At 60.1% G+C, this 22,098-nt stretch carries 27 protein-coding genes and 1 pseudogene; 14 read left to right on the forward strand and 14 right to left on the reverse strand.

Annotation, left to right across the window (positions count from 1 at the left end; genetic code table 11):
• Nucleotides 1-17 precede the first annotated feature (17 nt).
• From K7431_RS18430 to K7431_RS18445, 4 genes are all read right to left on the reverse strand, one after another.
• Nucleotides 18-929: an SDR family oxidoreductase gene (locus tag K7431_RS18430; protein WP_015885823.1), complete on the reverse strand. Its 912-nt coding sequence runs from the start codon at nt 927-929 to the stop codon at nt 18-20.
• 173 nt (nt 930-1,102) lie between these two features.
• The gene (locus tag K7431_RS18435) at nt 1,103-2,008 is read right to left on the reverse strand and encodes an alpha/beta fold hydrolase (RefSeq protein ID WP_015885824.1); all 906 of its coding nucleotides are present in this window, start codon (nt 2,006-2,008) and stop codon (nt 1,103-1,105) included.
• Complete coding sequence (locus K7431_RS18440; RefSeq protein ID WP_015885825.1) at nt 2,008-2,790, reverse strand: class II aldolase/adducin family protein; 783 nt, start codon at nt 2,788-2,790, stop codon at nt 2,008-2,010. Before K7431_RS18440 ends, K7431_RS18435 begins: the two co-directional genes overlap by 1 nt.
• Nucleotides 2,791-3,036: 246 nt before the next feature.
• Nucleotides 3,037-3,498, reverse strand: a complete 462-nt coding sequence (locus tag K7431_RS18445; protein ID WP_015885826.1) for a flavodoxin — start codon at nt 3,496-3,498, stop codon at nt 3,037-3,039.
• Nucleotides 3,499-3,627: 129 nt separating this feature from the next.
• Here K7431_RS18445 and K7431_RS18450 point away from each other — a divergent pair, with 129 nt between their 5' ends.
• Entirely contained in the window at nt 3,628-4,095 is a 468-nt protein-coding gene (locus K7431_RS18450; protein ID WP_015885827.1) for a PAS domain-containing protein, read from the forward strand.
• 61 nt (nt 4,096-4,156) lie between these two features.
• Nucleotides 4,157-4,762 (forward strand): hypothetical protein, encoded by a 606-nt coding sequence (locus K7431_RS18455; RefSeq protein WP_015885828.1) that lies wholly within the window; start codon nt 4,157-4,159, stop codon nt 4,760-4,762.
• 2 nt (nt 4,763-4,764) lie between these two features.
• Here K7431_RS18455 and K7431_RS18460 read toward each other — a convergent pair whose 3' ends face one another.
• On the reverse strand, nt 4,765-5,724 hold the full coding sequence (locus K7431_RS18460) for a MerR family transcriptional regulator (RefSeq protein ID WP_370636127.1): 960 nt from the start codon (nt 5,722-5,724) through the stop codon (nt 4,765-4,767).
• Nucleotides 5,725-5,935: 211 nt separating this feature from the next.
• Between K7431_RS18460 and K7431_RS18465 the strand changes: the two genes are divergently transcribed.
• The 6 genes from K7431_RS18465 to K7431_RS18490 are packed head-to-tail and all read left to right on the forward strand — an operon-like array spanning nt 5,936 to nt 8,872.
• Nucleotides 5,936-6,496 carry an antibiotic biosynthesis monooxygenase gene (locus K7431_RS18465; RefSeq protein ID WP_015885830.1) on the forward strand — a complete coding sequence of 187 codons (561 nt, stop codon included), beginning with the start codon at nt 5,936-5,938 and terminating at the stop codon, nt 6,494-6,496.
• Between the two features lie 57 nt (nt 6,497-6,553).
• Nucleotides 6,554-7,264 (forward strand): dihydromonapterin reductase, encoded by a 711-nt coding sequence (folM, locus tag K7431_RS18470; protein WP_015885831.1) that lies wholly within the window; start codon nt 6,554-6,556, stop codon nt 7,262-7,264.
• A gap of 20 nt (nt 7,265-7,284) precedes the next feature.
• Nucleotides 7,285-7,845: a GTP cyclohydrolase I FolE gene (gene folE, locus K7431_RS18475; RefSeq protein WP_015885832.1), complete on the forward strand. Its 561-nt coding sequence runs from the start codon at nt 7,285-7,287 to the stop codon at nt 7,843-7,845.
• A 2-nt stretch (nt 7,846-7,847) separates the two neighbouring features.
• The gene (folX, locus tag K7431_RS18480; RefSeq protein WP_043205882.1) at nt 7,848-8,225 is read left to right on the forward strand and encodes a dihydroneopterin triphosphate 2'-epimerase; all 378 of its coding nucleotides are present in this window, start codon (nt 7,848-7,850) and stop codon (nt 8,223-8,225) included.
• Between the two features lie 16 nt (nt 8,226-8,241).
• The gene (locus K7431_RS18485) at nt 8,242-8,538 is read left to right on the forward strand and encodes a DUF1244 domain-containing protein (protein ID WP_015885834.1); all 297 of its coding nucleotides are present in this window, start codon (nt 8,242-8,244) and stop codon (nt 8,536-8,538) included.
• On the forward strand, nt 8,531-8,872 hold the full coding sequence (locus K7431_RS18490) for a HopJ type III effector protein (protein WP_015885835.1): 342 nt from the start codon (nt 8,531-8,533) through the stop codon (nt 8,870-8,872). The genes K7431_RS18485 and K7431_RS18490 overlap by 8 nt, the downstream gene beginning before the upstream one ends.
• Before the next feature lie 79 nt (nt 8,873-8,951).
• Here K7431_RS18490 and trxB read toward each other — a convergent pair whose 3' ends face one another.
• A complete protein-coding gene (trxB, locus tag K7431_RS18495) occupies nt 8,952-9,914 on the reverse strand; it encodes a thioredoxin-disulfide reductase (protein ID WP_015885836.1) in 963 nt (320 codons plus the stop codon).
• Nucleotides 9,915-10,209: 295 nt separating this feature from the next.
• On the opposite strand from trxB, the gene cysZ reads away from it, so the two are divergent.
• Together cysZ and K7431_RS18505 are read left to right on the forward strand one after the other, a co-directional pair.
• Nucleotides 10,210-10,977: a sulfate transporter CysZ gene (gene cysZ / locus K7431_RS18500; protein WP_015885837.1), complete on the forward strand. Its 768-nt coding sequence runs from the start codon at nt 10,210-10,212 to the stop codon at nt 10,975-10,977.
• A gap of 54 nt (nt 10,978-11,031) precedes the next feature.
• The gene (locus tag K7431_RS18505) at nt 11,032-12,234 is read left to right on the forward strand and encodes a glycosyltransferase family 4 protein (protein WP_015885838.1); all 1,203 of its coding nucleotides are present in this window, start codon (nt 11,032-11,034) and stop codon (nt 12,232-12,234) included.
• On the opposite strand, the gene K7431_RS18510 is transcribed toward K7431_RS18505, so the two are convergent.
• The 7 genes from K7431_RS18510 to rplU all read right to left on the reverse strand — a co-directional run bounded on the left by K7431_RS18510 (nt 12,203) and on the right by rplU (nt 17,897).
• The gene (locus K7431_RS18510; protein ID WP_015885839.1) at nt 12,203-13,306 is read right to left on the reverse strand and encodes an NADH:flavin oxidoreductase; all 1,104 of its coding nucleotides are present in this window, start codon (nt 13,304-13,306) and stop codon (nt 12,203-12,205) included. The genes K7431_RS18505 and K7431_RS18510 overlap by 32 nt on opposite strands.
• Nucleotides 13,307-13,579: 273 nt before the next feature.
• Nucleotides 13,580-14,062, reverse strand: a complete 483-nt coding sequence (locus tag K7431_RS18515) for a glutathione peroxidase (protein WP_043205883.1) — start codon at nt 14,060-14,062, stop codon at nt 13,580-13,582.
• A 101-nt stretch (nt 14,063-14,163) separates the two neighbouring features.
• Nucleotides 14,164-14,628, reverse strand: coding sequence for a CreA family protein (locus tag K7431_RS18520; protein ID WP_015885841.1), 465 nt, complete (start codon nt 14,626-14,628; stop codon nt 14,164-14,166).
• A 15-nt stretch (nt 14,629-14,643) separates the two neighbouring features.
• A complete protein-coding gene (gene proB, locus K7431_RS18525; RefSeq protein ID WP_026013771.1) occupies nt 14,644-15,762 on the reverse strand; it encodes a glutamate 5-kinase in 1,119 nt (372 codons plus the stop codon).
• Nucleotides 15,763-15,873: 111 nt separating this feature from the next.
• Nucleotides 15,874-17,097, reverse strand: a complete 1,224-nt coding sequence (cgtA, locus tag K7431_RS18530) for an Obg family GTPase CgtA (RefSeq protein ID WP_015885843.1) — start codon at nt 17,095-17,097, stop codon at nt 15,874-15,876.
• Between the two features lie 193 nt (nt 17,098-17,290).
• A complete protein-coding gene (rpmA, locus tag K7431_RS18535; protein ID WP_003176049.1) occupies nt 17,291-17,548 on the reverse strand; it encodes a 50S ribosomal protein L27 in 258 nt (85 codons plus the stop codon).
• 34 nt (nt 17,549-17,582) lie between these two features.
• Nucleotides 17,583-17,897, reverse strand: coding sequence for a 50S ribosomal protein L21 (gene rplU, locus K7431_RS18540; protein WP_007950961.1), 315 nt, complete (start codon nt 17,895-17,897; stop codon nt 17,583-17,585).
• Between the two features lie 239 nt (nt 17,898-18,136).
• Here rplU and K7431_RS18545 point away from each other — a divergent pair, with 239 nt between their 5' ends.
• From K7431_RS18545 to K7431_RS18555, 3 genes are all read left to right on the forward strand, one after another.
• Complete coding sequence (locus tag K7431_RS18545) at nt 18,137-19,105, forward strand: polyprenyl synthetase family protein (RefSeq protein ID WP_015885844.1); 969 nt, start codon at nt 18,137-18,139, stop codon at nt 19,103-19,105.
• A 129-nt stretch (nt 19,106-19,234) separates the two neighbouring features.
• Nucleotides 19,235-19,576 (forward strand): zinc ribbon domain-containing protein YjdM, encoded by a 342-nt coding sequence (locus K7431_RS18550; RefSeq protein ID WP_015885845.1) that lies wholly within the window; start codon nt 19,235-19,237, stop codon nt 19,574-19,576.
• Nucleotides 19,577-19,734: 158 nt separating this feature from the next.
• The gene (locus K7431_RS18555) at nt 19,735-19,992 is read left to right on the forward strand and encodes a PA4570 family protein (protein ID WP_003194088.1); all 258 of its coding nucleotides are present in this window, start codon (nt 19,735-19,737) and stop codon (nt 19,990-19,992) included.
• 192 nt (nt 19,993-20,184) lie between these two features.
• Here K7431_RS18555 and K7431_RS18560 read toward each other — a convergent pair whose 3' ends face one another.
• Nucleotides 20,185-20,802 carry an FKBP-type peptidyl-prolyl cis-trans isomerase gene (locus K7431_RS18560; RefSeq protein WP_015885846.1) on the reverse strand — a complete coding sequence of 206 codons (618 nt, stop codon included), beginning with the start codon at nt 20,800-20,802 and terminating at the stop codon, nt 20,185-20,187.
• A 387-nt stretch (nt 20,803-21,189) separates the two neighbouring features.
• Here K7431_RS18560 and K7431_RS31195 point away from each other — a divergent pair.
• A pseudogene (locus tag K7431_RS31195) lies at nt 21,190-22,071 on the forward strand (methyl-accepting chemotaxis protein); the annotation flags it as partial.
• Between the last annotated feature and the right edge of the window lie 27 nt (nt 22,072-22,098).

The raw sequence follows: 22,098 nt of genomic DNA on the forward strand, positions 1-22,098 counted from the left end.
GCTTTTTCAAGCAATGATCATAGGCTGTACTTCTGCAAATTGGCCATCATTTCCTTCAAGGCCTCGATGTTGTCCTTGGGGTGTGCCGCCCCTTCAAAGTCGCAGATCTGCTGCCAGTGCGCCGCCACATCCTCGGGTGAAAAACCCGCCTCTGGATCAAAGCCTACACCCAGGCTGCGCTCCCAGCGGGTCTTGCCGATCCAGCCGCCGCCCACTTCAAACAGGCCCGAAGTTTCCTGGCACGCCTCACTGCCCAGGTACACCACCAATGGGCTGACCAGCTCCGGCTTGAGGCGCTCGAACACTTGCGGCGGGATCAGGCCTTCGGTCATGCGCGTGCCGCCTGTTGGGGCAATGGCGTTGACCAGGATGTTGTTCTTGCGCCCTTCCAGCGCCAGGGTGCGGGTCAACCCATACAGCCCAAGCTTGGCCATGCCGTAGTTGGACTGACCGAAGTTGCCGTAGATGCCCGAGGTGGACGCGGTGAAGATCACCCGCCCGTACCCTTGCTCGCGCAGATGCGGCCAGGCGGCGCGAGTGACTTTGTAGGCGCCTTCGACATGCACCCGGTAAACCAGGTCCCAGTCGCTGTCGTCCATTTTGTGGAAGGTCTTGTCACGCAGAATACCGGCGTTGTTGACCACCACGTCGACACGGCCGAAGGCGTCGAGGGCGTTCTGCACGATCTTGTCACCGTCGGTGACAGAGTCATGGTTGGCTTCGGCGATACCGCCGGCTTCGCGAATCTCAGCCACCACACGGTCGGCGGCCGAAGCATTGGCACCTTCGCCCTGGGTGGAGCCGCCCAGATCGTTGACCAGCACTTTGGCGCCATGCCTGGCGAACAACAGCGCATGGGCCCGGCCCAATCCGCCGCCGGCACCGGTGACGATCACGACCTTATCCTGGAACTGCACTGACTCACTCATACCAAACTCCAATGGCGACAATGGGAATGGGTCGAGTGTCAGGCACGGGGGCCATGGTCACAATAACCACGACTGAGCCTGAATGGTGCTCGATAAGGCAGAGGGATGATCATGTGGGCGCTGGCGTACCTGCGATGCAAGCGCCTCGGTCTTTCAGTTGAACCGCTGCGGCGCTATCGCAGGCAAGCCAGCGCCCACACTGGGCCAGCAATGCGCTCACGAAACGCCAGATAGTGCTTGAGCACCTGCACCGGCGCCTCGATCTGCGGGTAGTGACCAATATTGGCCAGCAGCACCGTATCCGCATGGGGCACCAATTCGCGGTAACGCTCGACCATATGGGCACCGGAGATCGGGTCGATCTCGCCATCGATCACCCGCAGCGGCACGTCATCCCGTTGCATCGCCTGCACCCAACGCTCACGCAAACGGCGCCGCTGCGGGACGTAGGCGATGAGTTTGTGCAGGATGCGCGTGCCTTCGTGACTATTGATCAGGCTCCAGAAGTCATCCAGAGCGCTCTCACTCGGGCGGGTATTGGGGCCGAAGATCTGGCTGAAGCTGTCCGCCAGGGCATTACGCCCGAAGGCTCGGCCGATCATCCAACCCAGCGGGCTGAGCAAAAGCTTTTGCACCAGCGCGGCGCGATGAGTTTCAGGGAACAACCCACCATTGAGAAACACACAACTGGCCATGTGAAAACGGCCCTCGTAGTGCCGAGCCAGCAACTCCTGGGCGACGCTGTCGCCGTAGTCGTGGGCCAGCACGTGCACCGGTTGCTCGACGCGCAGGTGTTCCAGCAGCGCCTGTTGCAAATCCGCCTGTTCCAACAGGCAATAACCGTGGTCCAGGGGTTTTGCGGAATCGCCAAAACCGAGCATGTCGCAGGCGATCACCAGGTTGCGCTGGGCCAGCGGTTGCCACAGGTAATGCCAGTCCCAACTGGCGGTGGGAAAACCATGGATCAACAGCAACGGCTCACCCTGCCCTGCCACCCAGTAACGGATAGTGCGGCCATGGAAGTCGAAGGTCTGGCTGCGTTTGCGCCAGACACTGAGGGGGATCTCGGCGAGTGGCATCAGGTTTTATACTCAGGATCGACGCGGTCCAATTTGCGCAGCAACGCCGGCCAGGCCAGCGCGCCCCCCATACCTTGAGCACTCTTGGTGACCGCCGCCGCCATCGCCTTGGCACCGGCAAGTATCTGCGGCCCGATGGCGATCAATTCGGCACCGCCGTTTTGCGCCAGCACCTGGATATCGCAGGCGCGCTGGAAGACAAACATCATCAAAAAGGTGTCGGCGATGGTGTCGCCGCAGGTCAGCAGACCGTGGTTGTGCAGCATCAGGAAATTGTTGTCGCCCAGGTCGGCCTGCAAACGGGCCTTCTCTTCGTGGTTCAGCGCCACCCCTTCGTAGGCGTGATAGGCCAGGCTCGACAAGACGAATATCGACTGCTGGCTGATTGGCAATACGCCCTGTTTCTGCGCCGCCACCGCGACACCGGCAGCGGTGTGGGTGTGCAGCACGCAGGTCACGTCGTGACGCACTTCATGGATGGCGCTGTGGATGGTGTAGCCCGCAGGGTTAATCTCGTAGGGGCTGTCCATCAGCTTGTTGCCGGCCTGATCGACCTTGACCAGGCTCGACGCAGTGATTTCGTGGAACATCAGCCCATAGGGGTTGATCAGGAAATCATCGGTGCCCGGCACCTTGGCCGAGATGTGGGTGAAGATCAGGTCATCCCAGCCATGCATCGCCACCAGGCGATAACAGGCGGCCAGGTCGACGCGGGTTTGCCACTCGGCGGCGCTGACCTGATCTTTGAGACTCAATGACGATAGGACCGGGGCTAAACTCACAATAATGACCTCCTTGGCGCATTTTCTTATTGTTTTTTTGAGTGATGGGCCAGTCTAGTCAGAGGTCGTGGCTGGAGGAGTTGCCTTGGCAGCCAGCTTGATGACCGTGCGGGTCAGCGTTGAGAATAGTTTAAATCCCCACAAGCGGCGTCAGAGAAGTGCCGCCAATAAAGGCGCGGCGCGGGCGATTTTCATGGGCGCCGCCACCGCCAGCCACCGCACTGGATGCCTGGGAATCAAGCGAATTTACGCTAAAGCGCGCAGTGCAGTGACCAGCTCAGCCAGCCAGGGCTCGGCGTCGGTTTCCGGGGTGACGCTTTCGCTGGCATCCAGGCGCAGCATCGGCAGCACTTCACGCACGCCCAGCTCGCCGAACAGCTCGCGCATCTGCTCGCCGCCCCCACAAAAGGTATCGCCATAGCTGGCGTCGCCCAGGCCGATCACCGCACCGGGCAGGCCGCGCCAGGCGGCGGGCAATTGGTCGCGAATGCTCGAATACAGCGGTTGCAGGTTGTCGGGCAGTTCGCCCATGCCGGTGGTAGAGGTCACCGCCAGAAAGGCCTGCGGGGCAAACGCCTGTACATCCGCCAGGCTGGCACGGGGGTTATGCCAGGCTTCGAAGCCGGCCTCTTTGAGGAGGTCGGCAGCGTGACGGGCGACTTCTTCAGCGGTGCCGTAGACCGAGCCGGAAAGGATGGCGACTTTCATCAATCTGATCCTGTAGTTGAGCGAAAGCCTGGGATATTAACAGCTGACGCAAATATTTCGGCGCACCCCGTGCAACATTCAGAGCATGTCATAAACTGCCAACTCCAATCACAAGCCATGGACCGCTCAATGATTAACGCCAAGCTGATGCAACTGGTCATCAACGCTTCCAACGACGGCATCGTCGTCGCCGAACGCGAAGGCAAGGACAAGCCGCTGATCTATGTCAACCCGGCATTCGAACGCCTGACCGGCTACACCCTGGATGAAATCCTCTACCAGGATTGCCGCTTCCTGCAATCGGGCGACCGCGATCAGCCGGCCCTGATGGCAATTCGGGAAACACTGGAGAGCGGTGGCGCATGCCGGGAAATCCTGCGCAATTACCGCAAGGACGGCAGCCATTTCTGGAACGAACTGTCGCTTTCGACGGTGTATAACGAAGCCGACAAGCAGACGTATTTTGTGGGTGTACAGAAAGACGTCACCTTGCAAGTCAAGGCCCAGCAGCGGGTGGGTCAACTGGAAGCCGAACTCAACCAAGTAAAAGCCGAACTGGCTGCGCTCAAAGCGACGAGCGGATTCAACAAAATTTAGGAGATGTCATCATTAGAGGCGATAATGGCATTTTAATACCTCCTACCATTGAGCAAGAGCGATGCAACGCGACGCGCTTCTGACCCAGGATGAGTTGGATTTCATTCAGAATATGCAGCACAACCCGCAGCTCAACCTGCGGGATACTTCGTCGAGCCTGACAGTCAACGGTGGTGCACAGATTCGCGACTTGCTCACCCGACTCGCCGCCCACGACCATCTCACTATCCAGGCGCAGTTCGATAACCAGCAACTGACCTTCCCGCTGCACCTGGTGGAAGATGAGTTTCACGCCGTGCACCTTCGCCTGGGGGTGCCGAGTATCTTCGAAGACGGGCCCATGATCCGTCCGTGGCGTCTCGCGCTTGAGGCCCCGGTGGCACTGGAAAACGTCAACGGCATCGCCGGCGCACTGTGGGTGCACGAAGTGTCATTCAAGGGCGTACTGGTGGAAGTTCGTGGTCGGGTCAAGCCGCCGAAGACCTTTTCGCTTTGGTTCAGCCCATCCGGCTACGAGCGCATCGCATTGCGCGGGACACTGGAGCGGGAAACCGCCCGGGGCTTGTTTGCCTACCGCCTGAGCCAAAGTGATGCAGATGAAATCGAGCGCCTGCGCCAATTCATTCTGCATCAGCACCGCATGGTGCACCCGCAGGCGCACGCCTGATTTCAGGTATCCAGGTTACCGCTGAGAAACTGCTGCAAGCGGCGCTGCATCAGGCGCCCTTCACTGCCCAGGCAACCGATCGACGAACCTGCCAGCGCTTTCTGCGCCAGGTCTGAAGCAGCACCCGCCAGGAACAGCGGGCAATCCAGGGTCAATGCCAGGCGATTGAGGCGCCCAGGCAGGTCATGGTTATGTGCGTGGTTGGAAAAGATGATCAGTGCCTGGGGGCGAGTCTTTTCACAGACCAGGGTTAATTCATCAAACGGCTGGCCCATGCCCAGCACCTTAACAGCCAGATCATCCCGACTGATCAACAGCGCCGCCACCAGCAGCTCCAATTTGCGGCACTCGCCAGGCATGGCCGTCAGCAATACACGGGGCGCAGGCGACAGGGTCGCGGTTTGCAGGCGCTGGAAGGTATGGATACGCAGGAAGGCGTCGAAGAACAGCCACTCACTGGCTTGGCCGAAACGCCCCTGGTGACGCAACAGCTCGTTCCATAAGGGCATAAGAATGTCCTGGAACGCCACGCTGATGGGGTAGAGCGCAAAAATCTGGCCGTACAGGCTCTCCAGTTGTCGGTCGTCAAAGGCGCTGACGGCCTGTAACAGCCGCGTCCGCCATTGTGGCAATTCACCTTCCTCGATCACATCGTGCCCAGCGCGAACCACGTTGGCCTGCAAATCGTCGCGGGCGAGAATCTTGCCCACCTTGCTCACCGCTACACCTCGCTCGATCCAATCGAGGATGCGATTAACGGTCGCAATATCGGCCTTGGAGTAGAGCCGGTGCCCACTCTCGGTGCGTACGGGCTGGATCAGACCATAACGCCGCTCCCAGGCACGCAGGGTGACCGGATTGATGCCTGTCATTCTCGAGACTTCACGAATCGGAAACAGCTCATCTGAATCGAGGGATTCCAGATGCAAATTGCTATCACTTGGGGCAGTAATCACAGGTATGAGAGACCAAAAGACCAACGAAAATTGGATCCTCATTTAACGCCTTTAGACCTGTCTTTTTCAAGGTCTCTGCTTATTCGACCAATGCCTCTGGTGTATTTCTACAAAACGGGAATAATCCTTGCCTGTTTTTACGTAGCGGCACTACCCCGCCGCTATGTTTGTGCGCCCCCTACCCGGCCCAGCGCACCCGAATACTTGGAGATACACAATGTCTACCTCTCCCGTCACCTTGATGGTTGCGCGTCGCGTGGCCAAGGGTCGCTACGAAGAACTGATGGCTTGGCTGCGCGAAGGCGAGCAATTGGCCACGGACTTTCCCGGCTACTTGGGCTCAGGAGTACTTGCCCCGCCGCCCAACGATGATGAATTCCAGATCATTTTCCGCTTCGCCGATGAAAAAACCCTGCATGCCTGGGAGTTTTCAGCCTCGCGCAGTACGTGGCTGAGCCGTGGCAGTGAACTGTTTGCCGACCCTTCCGAGCACCGCGTACGCGGCATTGATGGTTGGTTCGGCGCGGCGGGTGCACGCCCTCCTCGCTGGAAACAGGCCGTGGCGATCTGGCTGGCGTTTTTCCCGGTGTCGCTGCTGTTCAACTTTGTGCTGGGACCACTGCTCGGCGGGCTTGACCTGGCGCCGCGCGTACTGGTCAGCACCCTGGCGCTTACGCCGCTGATGGTTTATTGGTTCATCCCGTTGTCGACCCATCTGTTGGCAAACTGGCTGCATCCTGCCCCGGCACCGCGCAAGAGCACTGAAGCTGCGGCGTGAATACAGGGGCAGCCGGTCGCTGGTATAGTTTCAATCTGCCAGCGATTCGAGCTCCCCATGACCGCAACAAACGCCCCGATCCTGATCACCGGCGCCGGCCAACGTGTCGGCCTGCATTGCGCCCAGCGCCTGTTGGAAGAGGGCCACTCGGTTATTTTCAGCTACCGCAATGAGCGCCCCGGCGTACATGCCCTGCGTGAACGTGGCGCGATCGGTGTGTATGCCGACTTCTCCAGCGAGGCCGGGATTCTGGCGTTTATCGCTGAGCTCAAGACCCGGACCGACAGTCTGCGCGCGATCATCCATAACGCCTCGGCCTGGGTCGCGGAAACGCCTGGCGACGAAAGCCGCGCTTTTACCGACATGTTCAGCGTACACATGCTTGCGCCGTACCTGATCAACCTGCATTGTTCGCCTTTGCTGCAACGCTCTTCACCCGCCGATATCGTGCATATCAGCGATGACGTGGTGCGCAAGGGCAGCCGCCGACACATCGCCTATTGCGCCACCAAGGCAGGGCTCGACAGCCTGACGCTGTCGTTTGCCGCGCAGTTTGCGCCGTCGATCAAGGTCAACGGCATCGCACCGGCCATGGTGATGTTCAACGACGGCGACGACGCAGCCTACCGCGCCAAGGTACTGGCCAAGTCGGCACTGGGCATCGAACCCGGGCCCGAGGTGATCTACCAGAGCGTGCGCTACCTGCTGGACAACCCCTATGTCACTGGTACCACCCTGACCGTCAACGGCGGGCGGCATATCAAGTAAGCCGTTTGTGAGGATGTTGTATGACCTTATCCCTGCCCCACCATTACCGCGAGATCCTCAAGGGCTTGGGCGAAGACCCCGAGCGCGAAGGCTTGCTCGACACCCCCAAGCGCGCCGCCAAGGCCATGCAATACCTGTGTCATGGCTATGAGCAGAACCTGGAAGAGATCGTCAACGGCGCGCTGTTTACCTCTGACAATGACGAGATGGTGATCCTCAAGGACATCGAGCTGTACTCGCTGTGCGAGCACCACCTGCTGCCCTTTATCGGCAAGGCCCACGTGGCCTATATTCCGACCGGCAAGGTATTGGGCCTGTCGAAACTGGCGCGCATCGTCGATATGTTTGCACGCCGCCTGCAGATCCAGGAAAACCTCACCCGGCAAATTGCCGACGCTATCCAGGACGTGACCCAGGCAGCCGGTGTGGCGGTGGTAATCGAAGCCAAGCACATGTGCATGATGATGCGCGGCGTGGAAAAACAGAATTCAACCATGAACACCTCGGTGATGCTCGGCGCGTTCCGCGAGTCGAACACCACGCGCATGGAGTTCCTGCAACTGATCGGACGGAGCAAGTAGCAATGCCACAACTTCAACCAGGCATGGCGCGCATCCGGGTCAAGGACCTGTGCCTGCGCACCTTTATCGGCATCAACGAGGACGAGATCCTCAACAAACAGGATGTGCTGATCAACCTGACCATCCTGTATGCCGCCCAGGAAGCCGTGCGCGACAACGATATCGACCACGCGCTGAACTACCGCACCATCACTAAGGCGATCATCGCCCACGTCGAGGGCAACCGTTTTGCCCTGCTGGAGCGCCTGACCCAGGAGCTGCTGGATTTGGTGATGAGCAATGAGTCGGTGCTGTACGCCGAAGTCGAAGTGGACAAGCCCCATGCGCTGCGCTTTGCCGAATCGGTTTCGATTACCCTGGCAGCCAGCCGCCACCCCTGAATTGTCAGTGAGCCCTATGAACGACCAACAACGCCTCGAACTCGAAGCCGCCGCCTTCCGCCGGCTGGTGGCCCACCTGGACAGCCGCAAGGATGTGCAGAACATCGACCTGATGAACCTCTCGGGCTTCTGCCGTAACTGCTTGTCCAAGTGGTACAAGGCCGCGGCCGATGAACGCCAGATCGACGTCAGCCTCGATGACGCCCGTGAAGTGGTGTACGGCATGCCGTACGCCGAGTGGAAAGCCCAGTACCAGAAAGAAGCCAGTGCCGACCAACAGGCGGCGTTCGCCAAAGGAAAAACCCATGACTGACCTGAACACCCTGCGCGCCAGCCTCAACAGCGGCGAACACGTTTTTGCCGATACCTTGGCGTTTGTTGCCGCAGGTTATGACTACCAGCCCCAAGCCTTTACCAATGGTGATGTAGAAAATGCGGCGGGGCAGAACGAAGGGTCGTGCAAGACCTTGGGCCTGGCACTGCTGGAAGGCTTGAGCGACCAGGAAGCGCTGTTGGCATTTGGTGAGCATTACCGTTCGGTGGTGGCGACGCCTGAGGGCAGTGACCACGGCAATATCCGCGCATTGATCGCAAACGGCCTGGCCGGTGTAAAGTTCACCGCCCAGCCCCTGACTCGAAAATCCTGAATCATACGCGGATCAAAATGTGGGAGGGGCGGTGCGACGATTCGACTTGCCCCCTCCCACATTTGTTTTGCGGTGTTAGTTAGAACGCAGCGTCCTTCAAACCGTCGAGGTAACGCTCGGCATCCAATGCCGCCATGCAGCCAGCACCGGCCGAAGTGATGGCCTGACGATACACGTGGTCAGCCACGTCACCGGCGGCGAAGATACCTTCGATGTTGGTGGCAGTGGCGTTGCCTTCGCGGCCGCCCTGCACCACCAGGTAACCGTCTTTGGCGTCCAGCACGCCTTCGAACAACGAAGTGTTCGGCGTGTGGCCGATGGCGATGAATACGCCGTCGACTTTCAGCTCGTCGAAGCTGCCGTCGTTGTTCTTCAGGCGCGCACCGGTCACACCCATGTTGTCGCCCAGGACTTCATCCAGGGTGGCGTTGAGCTTGAGGATGATCTTGCCTTCAGCGACACGGGCGTGCAGCTTGTCGATCAGGATCTTCTCGGCACGGAAGGTCTCGCGGCGGTGAACCAGGGTCACAGTGCTGGCGATGTTGGCCAGGTACAGTGCCTCTTCCACGGCCGTGTTACCACCACCGACCACGGCGACCGGCTTGTTGCGATAGAAGAAACCGTCGCAGGTCGCACAGGCGGAAACGCCCTTGCCCATGAACGCTTCTTCCGATGGCAGGCCCAGGTAACGGGCGCTGGCGCCGGTGGCGATGATCAGCGCGTCACAGGTGTACACACCGCTGTCGCCGGTCAGGCTGTAAGGCTTCTTGGAGAAGTCGACCTTGTTGATGTGATCAAACACGATCTCGGTTTCAAAGCGCTCGGCGTGCTCTTTCATGCGTTCCATCAGCACCGGGCCGGTCAGGCCGTGGACGTCGCCCGGCCAGTTGTCGACTTCGGTGGTGGTGGTCAATTGACCGCCCGCCTGCATGCCGGTGATCAGCAGCGGCTTGAGGTTGGCCCGGGCAGCGTAGACCGCAGCGCTGTAACCGGCAGGGCCGGAACCGAGAATAATCACTCGCGAATGACGGGTATCAGACATGACTCACTCCTATCGACCGCCCGGACTACAAGGCGGCTGGAATAAAAAAGGGACTACGAAGCACTTGGGGAAGGCTTGAACTCGCAGGCCCTGAAAAATAATGGGTGCAGCGTATCGAGGGGGGCAAGATTAAGGAAATACGGAATAACAATCCAGCTCATAGGTGGTCTCTATGCAGTCGACCAGGTTGATCGACAGGATTCTTGCCTAGATGTTACTTATGATGTCGCCGCTTTCACCCAAGGTTTAAAGCCGGTAAGGTCGGCGCGTTCGTCCCCCTTGCTCGGAGTTCTCCATGCCCGCCCCTGCTCTTTCCGGCCCACAATACCTGCGTGAAGGCCTCAAACTGGTGTTGAGCCCCGGCCTGCGCCTGTTTGTGCTGCTGCCGCTGGCGATCAACCTGGTGCTGTTCGTCGGCTTGATCTATTTCGCCGGCCATCAGTTCAGCCTGTGGGTCGACCACTTGATGCCGACGCTGCCGAGCTGGCTGAGCTTTCTGAATTACCTGCTATGGCCACTGTTTGTGGTGCTGGTAGTGCTGATGGTGTTTTTCACCTTCACCATGCTGGCCAATATTATCGCGGCGCCGTTCAACGGTTTTCTTTCGGAAAAAGTGGAAGTGGTGGTGCGCGGCACCGATGACTTCCCGGCCTTCAGCTGGGGGGAGTTGATCGCCATGGTGCCGCGCACGCTGGCACGGGAAATGCGCAAACTGGGCTACTTCCTGCCACGGGCCATCGGCCTGTTTATCCTGTCGTTCATTCCGGTGGTCAACCTGATCGCTGCGCCGCTGTGGCTGTTGTTTGGCGTGTGGATGATGGCGATCCAATACATCGACTACCCGGCCGACAACCACAAGCTGGGTTGGAACGAAATGCTCGCTTGGCTGCGCCAGAAGCGCTGGCAGAGCATGAGCTTCGGCGGCATCGTCTACCTGGTGCTGCTGGTGCCGGTGGTCAACCTGCTGATGATGCCAGCGGCGGTGGCCGGGGCCACGCTGTTCTGGGTGCGCGAACAAGGTGCCGAGGCCATGGCACCGCAGCAAAAAGTGACCCGGTCATAAATCCATCATCTCGATGACACAATGACGACATGGCCCACGGTGACACTGTGGGTCATGACGACAGCCTCGCTTCACATCACCCTCATTACCGAAACCTTCCCGCCAGAGATCAACGGGGTGGCCAATACCCTTGGCCGCCTGTGCGAGGGTTTGCGTTCACGTGGCCACCAAGTCGAACTGGTGCGCCCGCGCCAAGGCGTCGATCAGAGCCGTCCCAGCGATGACGAATTGCTGCTGTGTCGCGGCTGGCCGCTACCGGGTTATCCGGGCCTGCAATGGGGGCAGTCGTCGATGCACAAGTTGCTGCGGCGCTGGACACGCCAGCGCCCGGACGTGCTGTACATCGCCACGGAGGGGCCATTGGGCCTATCCGCCTTGCGCGCCGCGCGGCGTCTGGGGATCAGTGTGGTCAGCGGCTTTCACACCAACTTCCAGCAGTATTCGAACCAATACGGCCTGAGCCTGCTGAGCCGGATGGTCACCCACTACCTTCGCTGGTTTCATAACCGTTCGACCCTGACCCTGGTCCCCAGCGCCAGCCAGCGCCTGGAACTGGAACGCCGGCATTTCGAGCGTCTGGGGATGTTGGCGCGCGGGGTAGACAGCCAACTGTTTCATCCCGCCAAGCGCGACAATGCACTGCGGGAGAGTTGGGGGTTGAACAGTGAGCAAACCGCCGTGCTCTATGTCGGCAGGCTGGCGCAGGAAAAGAACCTGGGGCTGCTCAAGCGCTGCTTCGAGACCTTGCAGGACAGCTACCCGCTGCGTCAGATGAGACTGGTCGTCGTCGGCGATGGGCCACAACGCGCGATGATGGAAAAGGAACTGCCGGAGGCGATCTTCTGCGGCACCTTGCGCGGTGAAGAACTGGCACGTCATTACGCGTCAGGCGATGTGTTTCTATTCCCCAGCCTGACCGAAACCTTCGGCAACGTGGTACTCGAAGCGATGGCGTCGGGATTGGGCGTGGTGGCCTATGACCAGGCCGCTGCGACCCAGCATATACGCCATGGCTACAACGGCGTGCTGGCGATGCCGGGGGACGAGGATGCATTCTGCGATGCCGCCAACTGGCTGCTGGAGGACGCCGAAAGCCTGCGCCGCATGCGCCTGAATGCACGCCAGCATGCGAGCCGCCAGGGCTGGCCGGCGATTATCGAGCAGTTCGAGCGCCAACTGCGCGGGGTCTGCAAGGACGGGCACCCGGTGCCCGCCCTGTCGCCGCTTACACCAGGCTCGTCAACGCCTCACGACTGAAGGGCAGGATGTCGCCTTCACGGCCTTCGCGCACCTTCACGGCCCAATCCGGATCCACCAGCAGGGCTCGGCCCACGGCGACCAGGTCGAATTCGTCGTTGTTCAAGCGCTCCAGCAACTTCTCCAGGCTGGCCGGTTGCGCGACCTTGTCGGTGTTGACCATGAACTGCAGGAACTCGCCATCCAGGCCGACGCTGCCCACGGTGATGGTCGGCTTGCCGGTAAGCTGGCGGGTCCAGCCGGCCAGGTTGAGGTCGGAACCGTCGAATTCAGGCTCCCAGAAGCGGCGGGTGGAGCAGTGGAAAATGTCCACACCCGCGTCAGACAGTGGCTTGAGGAACTCACCCAGCGCCTCGGGGGTTTGCACCAGGCGCGCGGTGTAGTCCTGCTGTTTCCACTGGGAGAAACGCAGGATGATCGGGAAGTCCGGGCCAACGGCGGCGCGGGTGGCCTGGATCAGCTCGATGGCAAAACGTGAGCGGTTGGCCAAACTGCCGCCGTATTCGTCGGTCCGCTGGTTGCTGCCTTCCCAGAAAAACTGGTCGACCAGATAGCCGTGGGCGCCGTGGATCTCCACGCCGTCCATGCCGATACTCTGGGCATCCTTGGCGGCTTGGGCGAAGGCGTCGATCACCGCCTTGATGTCTTGCTGGGTCATGCCGTGCACGACCACGTTGCCATCTTTGAGTTTTTCCATCGGGCCGTAGGCTGGCACGCTGGCGTCAGGCTCAGTGCCGATACGCCGTACGCTGCCCACGTGCCACAACTGCGGAACGATCTTGCCGCCTTCGGCGTGCACGGCGTCGACCACTTTCTTCCAGCCGGCCAAGGCGGCCTCACCGTAGAAGTGTGGAACATTGGGGTAGCCGTTGGACGCCTGATGGTCGACCACGGTGCCTTCGGTGATGATCAGGCCCACACCGGCGGCAGCGCGGCGGCGGTAGTACTCGATCACCTTGGAATTGGGCACGCCGCCAGGGGAGAACGAGCGCGTCATGGGCGCCATGACGACGCGGGTCGACAGTTGCAATGCACCGAGCTGGAAGGGTTTGAACAAGGCCTGGACGGGCATGGGAGCACTCCACGAGAGACGGGGTTTATGATGGGGATCATATGGGGAGTGCAAAGCGCTGGGTAGCACTATTGATCTGAGTGATTAAGGGGTAAAAGCGGCAGAGCCCGGTTGCCGCTGACCTGTAGTGAGCGGGCTTGCCCCGCGCTGGGTGGCGAAGCCGCCCCAGTAAAAACGCCGCATTCTGTCTAGAAATGCGGCGTCTGATTTTAGGGCGGCTTCGCCACCCAGCGCGGGGCAAGCCCGCTCACCACAAAAGCCTCCTGGACGTGTTCAGGCCAGGGCTTTCTCGATGGCTTGGACGACCGTGGGATCATCCGGCGCGGTGCGCGGGGAGAAGCGTGCGAGCACTCGCCCATCCTTGCCCAGCAGGAATTTTTCGAAGTTCCAGGTGATATCCCCAGGAAACTCGGCGCCTTCGCCCGCCAGCAGGCGGTACAGCTGATGACGATCGGGGCCGTTGACCTCAAGCTTGCTGCCCAGCGGGAACGTCACCCCGTAGTTCAGGCTGCAGAACTGCTGGATCTCCTCTTCGGTACCCGGCTCCTGGCCTGCAAATTGATTGCACGGCAGGCCGAGCACGGTAAATCCCTGGGCCTTGTACTGCTGGTAGAGGTTTTCCAGCGCAGCGTATTGCGGGGTCAAACCACATTTGGAGGCTACGTTGACCACCAGCACCACTTGCCCCTTGAAGGGCGCCAGCGGCAGCTCTTGTCCGTCCAAAGCTTTGAGTTTCAGGTCGTGGAAAGCACTCATGACGAACTCCAGATATCCCATGTTCTTCGCATTGCGGCCCTTCGAGATTACAACCCGCAAGCCTGCAATCATAGACGCCGATTGCAAAACTCGCCTGCGGGTTACTGAGCGGTCGGCCAGGGCAAAATCGGAATGGCCGTCACGGCGTTCTGCGGGCTGCCTTCGATCAGGCGGTCGCTGTAGACCAGGTACACCAGCGTATTGCGCTTCTTGTCGAGGAAGCGCACCACTTGCATGGTCTTGAACACCAGCGAGGTGCGCTCCTTGAACACTTCGTCACCGTCCTTCAGCTCGCCCTTGAAGCGGATCGGGCCCACCTGACGGCAGGCAATCGAGGCTTCAGCGCGGTCTTCGGCCAGGCCGAGGCCGCCTTTGACACCGCCGGTCTTGGCGCGGGACAGGTAGCACGTCACGCCGTCAACCTTGGGGTCGTCGAAGGCTTCGACCACAATGCGGTCGTTGGGGCCGACAAACTTGAACACCGTGGACACTTGGCCAATTTCTTCGGCCGAGGCCAGCAGCGGCATGGCCAGCAGCAGGCCGAGCAATCCCTTCATGACACGCATTGTGTATTCCTTTGGTTAGACCAGGATCAGGTTATCGCGGTGTACCAGTTCCGGTTCCGCCATGTAGCCTAATAGTCCGACAATCGCGTCGGACGATTGTCCAATAATTTTCTGCGCTTCAAGGGCACTGTAGTTGGCCAGGCCGCGAGCAATCTCACGACCGTCCGGCGCCACGCACACCACCATTTCCCCACGGCGGAAACTGCCCTGCACCAACTTGACGCCTACCGGCAGCAAGCTCTTGTTACCCTGGGACAAGGCCGATACCGCGCCATCGTCCAGCACCAGGGTGCCACGGGTTTGCAGATGACCGGCCAGCCATTGTTTGCGCGCGGCGAGCATGCCGCGTTCCGGCGACAGCAGCGTGCCGATGCGCTCACCGGCCTTGAGACGATCCAGCACGCGCTCCAGGCGCCCACCGACGATGATCGTGTGGGCACCAGAGCGTGCGGCCAGGCGCGCTGCGCGCAGCTTGGTCTGCATGCCACCACGGCCCAGGGCGCCGCCAACGCTGCCGGCCACGGCATCCAGCGCCGGGTCATCGGCGCGCGCTTCATAAATAAGCTGGGCGTCGGGGTTGTTGCGCGGGTCGGCGTCGAACATGCCGTCGCGGTCGGTGAGGATCACCAGCAGGTCAGCTTCCACCAAGTTGGCAACCAGGGCGGCCAGGGTGTCGTTGTCGCCGAAGCGGATTTCGTCGGTGACCACGGTGTCGTTCTCGTTGATCACCGGGATCACCTTCAGCTCCACCAGCGCGCGCAAGGTGCTGCGGGCATTGAGGTAGCGCTTGCGGTCGGACAGGTCGTCGTGGGTCAGCAGGATCTGCGCCGTGTGGCGGCCGTGCTCGGCAAAGCTGGACTCCCAGGCTTGCACCAGGCCCATCTGGCCGATGGCGGCGGCAGCTTGCAGTTCGTGCATCGCGCTGGGTCGCGCGGTCCAGCCGAGGCGGCTCATCCCGGCGGCAACCGCCCCGGACGACACCAGCACCAACTCAACACCGGCCTCATGCAAGGCCACCATCTGCTCGACCCAGACGCTCATGGCTGCGCGATCCAGCCCCTTGCCATCCGCCGTCAGCAACGCACTGCCGATCTTTACGACCCAGCGCTGCGCACCTGTCACTTTGCTCCGCATCATCTTCAACCTTAGATTGAGGGTTGCGCGACCCAGCGCCGCCCATAACGTTAAACCCGGATACTAAAACGCCGCTCTCTAAGGAGCGGCGTTCAAGTTTATCGCAACGGATCAGTCACGCACGTAAATGATTTCCGGACCGTCTTCATCATCCACGTCTTCTTCGTCCCAATCATCGTCGCCGATGTCGTGGACCGACTTCACGCCACTGCGGCGCAGGGCACGCTGGTCGTCCAGGGCTTGCAGCTGGGCACGGGCCTCGTCTTCGATCTGCTGGTCAAGCTCGGCGAGTTCGGCCTTGAATACCGGGTCGGCCGCCAGGCGGTCGGCGCGGTCTTCGAGGTAGCGCATGATGTCGCGGGTCAGGCGCTCGGTGCCTTCTTTGGCGATGGCCGAGATCACGTAGACCGGGCCGGTCCATTCCAGGCGATCGACGATTTCCTTGACGCGCTCCTCGTGTTCTTCTTCGAGGATCTGGTCGCACTTGTTCAGCACCAACCAGCGATCACGCTCGGCCAGGGCCGGGCTGAACTTGGTCAGTTCGCTGACGATCACTTCGGCGGCGTCCGGGGCGCTGGTGTCATCCAGCGGCGCCATGTCCACGAGGTGCAGCAGCAAACGGGTGCGCGACAAATGCTTGAGGAAGCGGATGCCCAGGCCGGCGCCATCGGAGGCACCTTCGATCAGGCCGGGAATGTCGGCGATCACGAAGCTTTTCCAGCGGTCGACGCTGACCACGCCCAGGTTGGGTACCAGGGTGGTGAACGGGTAGTCGGCAACCTTTGGCTTGGCAGCCGAGACCGAGCGAATGAAGGTACTTTTGCCGGCGTTCGGCAGGCCCAGCAGGCCCACGTCGGCGAGCACTTTCATTTCCAGCTTGAGGTCACGCTGCTCGCCCGGCTTGCCTGGCGTGGTCTGGCGCGGTGCACGGTTGGTACTGGACTTGAATCGGGTGTTACCCAGACCGTGCCAGCCGCCCTGCACAACCATCAGTTTCTGGCCGGCCTTGGTCAGGTCGCCAATCACTTCCTGGGTAGCGGAGTCGATGATCGTGGTGCCGACCGGCACGCGCAGTACCAGGTCTTCGCCTTTTTTACCGGTGCAGTCGGTGCTGCCGCCGTTGGAGCCACGCTCGGCATCAAAGTGCCGGGTGTAACGATAGTCGACCAGAGTGTTGAGGTTTTCGTCGGCCATCATGTAGATGGAACCGCCGTCACCGCCATCACCGCCGTTTGGGCCACCGTTTTCGATGAATTTTTCGCGACGGAAACTCATGCAACCGTTACCGCCGTCGCCTGCTTTTACTCGGATGGAAACTTCATCAACGAACTTCATAACAAAACGCCTCTCGCCGCACGGACGAGCTTAAGAAACCAAGACATAAGACTCTTGCAAAAATGAGCGCAGCGACCTCAATCAACGACCGCAAATCCAGCGCTTGAGCCCATTACAAACAGCTTTGCAAGAGACTCACCCCACAAACGAAAAAGCCCCGTCGCAAGACAGGGCTTTTCCAGCGATCTCGCAATTAAGCTGCGACAACGCTCACGTAACGGCGGTTGAAAGCGCCTTTTACTTCAAACTTGATCACGCCTTCGATTTTCGCGAAGAGGGTGTGATCTTTACCCATGCCAACACCGTAACCGGCGTGGAATTGGGTGCCGCGCTGACGCACGATGATGTTGCCCGGAATGATTTTCTGGCCGCCATACATCTTCACGCCAAGGCGTTTGGCTTCTGAGTCGCGACCGTTACGGGTACTACCACCAGCTTTTTTGTGTGCCATGAGTCAATTCTCCTAGTGAGGAATTAGGCTGAAATTAAGCCTGAATACCGGTGATTTTGATCTCGGTGTACCACTGGCGGTGGCCCATACGCTTCATGTGGTGCTTACGACGACGGAACTTGATGATGCGGACTTTATCGTGACGACCTTGGGAGATCACTTCAGCCACAACGGTAGCGCCAGCAACAACTGGAGCGCCGATGTTCACGTCATCGCCATTGGCGACCAACAGAACGCGATCAAAAGTAACGGATTCGCCGGTAGCGACTTCCAGTTTTTCGATCTTCAGGTATTCACCTGGGGCGACTTTGTATTGCTTGCCACCAGTAACAATTACTGCGTACGACATGGTATTTCTCCGATAATCCTGCTCACCCAGCGCTTTATAAGAAGAGGTATTGGCTGGCATGGCTGCATGGGATGGACGTCCCGAATGCAATTGCGTAAGGCAGGTGCTGCCCAGGAAGTTCAGGGTGCGCGATTGTACGCAAGCTATGGGAGGCTTGCAAGTGGCCGTCTATCGCGCCTTGACACCTGGGGGCCTGGGTCCTAGCATGCCGCGCAACCCTTCTGGAGCGACTGTCGCTGATGCAACCCCAAGCTTTCTACCGCGCGGTCGCGGACGATTTTAGCGCCGTCGACGGCATCATCAAGAAGCAGCTGACTTCTAAAGTGCCGCTGGTCTCCAAAATTGGCGACTATATTACGTCGGCGGGCGGTAAGCGCCTGCGTCCTTTATTAGTGTTGCTGTGTGGCAAGGCCCTGGGCCGCGAAGGCGATGACCTGCGCCTGCTGGCGGCCACTATCGAATTCCTGCACACCGCGACCCTGCTGCATGACGACGTGGTCGACATGTCCGGCATGCGCCGTGGCCGCGAGACCGCCAATGCCATGTGGGGCAACGCCCCTAGCGTGCTGGTGGGCGACTTCCTGTACTCGCGCTCGTTCGAAATGATGGTTGAACTCGGCTCGATGCCGGTGATGAAGATTCTTTCACAGGCCACGCGCATCATCGCCGAAGGCGAAGTGCTGCAACTGTCAAAGGTCCGCGACGCCAGCACCACTGAAGAAACCTACATGGAAGTGATTCGCGGCAAAACTGCGATGCTCTTCGAAGCCTCCACCCACAGCGCCGCCGCGCTGTGCGGCGCAACGGTCGAACAGGCCGAAGCCCTGCGCACCTTTGGTGATCACTTGGGCGTGGCCTTCCAACTTGTGGACGACCTGCTCGACTACCGTGGCGATGCCGAGACCCTGGGCAAGAACGTCGGTGACGACCTGGCCGAAGGCAAGCCGACCTTGCCGCTGATCTACACCATGCGCGAAGGTACGCCGGAACAGGCTGCCCTGGTGCGCAAGGCGATCCAGAAAGGCGGGATCGAAGACTTGGAGGCCATCCGTGCCGCTGTCGAAGCGTCGGGTTCCCTGGAGTACACCGCGCAACTGGCACGCGATTACGTGGCCCGTGCGATCAAGTGCCTGGAAGCCCTTCCAGCCAGCGAATACCGGGACGCCCTGGTTGAGCTGAGCGAGTTTGCGGTCGCGCGTACGCACTAAAATAATGTGGGAGGGGGCAAGCCCCTCTCTCATTTAGTTTGCATTACCTATCCAAGACCACGCCCTGCCTTGGCTCAATTCCCTATATAATGTGCGACTTTTAGCCATCCTGACTTTCAAGGAGCTGTAGTGAGCACGTTGCCACCCTGCCCGAAATGCAATTCCGAATACACCTACGAAGACGGCGCCCAGCTGATCTGCCCGGAATGCGCCCATGAGTGGTCCGCCAGCGGCGAGGCCGACACGGCCAGCGACGAAACCGTGAAGAAAGACTCTGTGGGCAATGTCCTGCAGGACGGCGACACCATCACCGTGATCAAGGACCTCAAGGTCAAGGGCACCTCCCTGGTGGTCAAGGTCGGCACCAAGGTCAAGAACATCCGCCTGTGCGACGGCGACCACGATATCGATTGCAAGATCGACGGTATCGGCCCGATGAAGCTCAAGTCCGAGTTCGTGCGTAAAGTCTGAACCTGTTGCTTCCATCCCGCGCCCGCCGCGGGATGGCGTTTCGCCCTCCCCGTTGATCGAACGCAATATCCACACAGAAAAAAACACAAATCGCCAATAGGCACTTGCTATTCTACGAATAAGAATTATTCTCATTGAACTCATCAAGGAGAACGACCATGACTTATTTGATAGATGCCTGGCTGGACCGCCCACACCCTTACCTGCGGATCCTGCATCGGGAAACCGGTGAAGTCTGTGCGGTACTGGAAGAAGAAGCGCTGAATGAACTGCAGGACCAGGGCGACCTGGACGTCAACGGGCTGAGCTCGAGTGAACCTGGGGTGCTGAAGGAGGTGGTGCGTAATCTGTTTCTGTTCTGCTATGCCCGAGCGTTGCGCCCGGCGACGGAGCTGAATGGCAAGTTCCATCCATGAACCACCACGCACATTCTGTGAGTACGGACCTTATGTGGGAGCGGGCTTGTTGTGGCGAGCACGCTTGCTTGCGCTGGGGTGCGAAGCGCCCCTAACTGCCGACGACTGCTGCGCAGCCGAGCGGGAGCATGCGCCCTCGCCACAACAAACCCGCTCCCACACAAGCCCAACACCCACAGAAATCAGCAGGTCTTACAGAACGTCGAGCAGCTCGACGTCAAACACCAGAACGCTGTGCGGCGGGATGCTGCCAACGCCTTGAGCGCCGTAAGCCAGTTCGCTCGGCACGTACAGGCGCCATTTGCTGCCGGCATTCATCAGTTGCAGGGCTTCGGTCCAGCCGGCGATCACGCCGCCCACCGGGAATTCTGCAGGCTGGCCGCGATCGTAGGAGCTGTCGAACACAGTGCCATCGATCAGCGTGCCGTGGTAGTGAGTACGCACTTGGTCTTCACGGGTCGGCTTGGCGCCGTCACCGGCCGTCAGCACTTCAAATTGCAGGCCGGAAGCCAGGGTGGTGATGCCATCACGCTTGGCGTTTTCAGCCAGGAATGCCAGGCCAGCGCCAGCCGCCGCTTCAGCCTTGGCGGCCGCTTCGGCTTGCATGATTTCGCGGATCACCTTGAAGCTGGCGGCCATTTGTTCCTGGTCGACACGGCTTGGCTTGCCGGCGAATGCGTCGGTCAGGCCAGCCAGGATCGCGTCCAGGCTGACGCCCGGTGGTGGGTTGTCGCGCAGTTGGTCGCCCAACTGACGGCCGATACCGTAGCTGACGCGGGTTTCGTCGGTGGACAGATTAACTTCGGACATGAAGAGGCTCCGCTGTAGGACAGCACGGTTTCCCGCGCCATCCAGAACTAAAAGGGCCCGCAGACTAGCACACAAGACCCGCCCATGATCAGCCCCCTCCCCCGTCAGCCACTGCGCTGGCACCCCTTCGTCGCTCTGCGACGAAATAGCATTTCAGATTCATCTCTTGTCGCCGATACAGCCCTACACAGCAGCTGGCTCCAAAATCAATAACCGTCCAGCACACCCCCATTTTTTCCTGCGGAGCATTCAATGAACAGCTGGTTCGGCAACATCAGCGTCAACCTCAAACTCGGCCTGGGCTTCGGCCTGGTGCTGGTCCTCACCTCGATCCTGGCCCTCACCGGCTGGACCAGCCTCGGCGGCCTGATCGACCGCAGTAACTGGATGAGCGATATCACCCAGCTCAACGCATCGTTGACCAAACTGCGAATCGTGCGCCTGCAATACATGCTCGCCAACGGCGACGAAGCCGTGGCCCAGAATGTACAGACCAGCCTGGATGCTTTCGCGGCCCAGCAACAAAAACTCCTGGACAGCTTCAAGAGCCCGGAAAACCTCAAGCTGCTCAACGAGCAGAAAGGCGTCATCACCGCCTATCAACAGTCCCTGAACAAAATGCGTGAGGCCTACCGTAACGGCAATGCTTCTCGCCAGGTGATGGGCGACAAGGCCGATATCGCCAACGCACAGATCGAAGCGTTGGACACCAAAGTGCAGCAGATGCCCGAAAGCCCGGAGCGTTTCAGCCAATTCCAGGCCGTGACGCGAGCCAAAGAAGAGTTCATGTTGGCCCGCTATGAAGTGCGTGGCTACATCGCCAACGTCAGCCCGGACACCGAAGCCCGTGCCGCCGCACAAATTGAAAAAGCTATCAGTGGCTTGAAAGGTCTCAGCGCCGTATTCGGTGCGAGCGAGCAAAGCGCTTTGACTGCGCTTGAAACCGCCCTTGGCGCCTACCGCACGGCCGTGCAGAACTACAAGGCAGCCAACGCCAACATCGTCACCGCCCGTGCCGAGATGACCACACAGGGTGCCGACATCGTCACCATCAGCGACAAGCTGTACGAAATTCAACTGAACCGCCGCGATGCCGAAAGCGCCCAGGCCCGTAGCCTGCAATTGATCAGCACCTTGCTGGCGCTGCTGGTTGGCGTCATCGCCGCATGGGTCATCACCCGCCAGATCACCCGACCGATCCAGGAAACCCTGGCCGTGGTAGAACGCATTGCCTCCGGCGACTTGAGCCACAACATCCAGGTCACGCGCCGTGATGAACTGGGCGTGCTGCAACAA

Source organism: Pseudomonas fluorescens group sp. (assembly GCF_020093335.1).
Classification (GTDB): domain Bacteria; phylum Pseudomonadota; class Gammaproteobacteria; order Pseudomonadales; family Pseudomonadaceae; genus Aquipseudomonas; species Aquipseudomonas petroselini.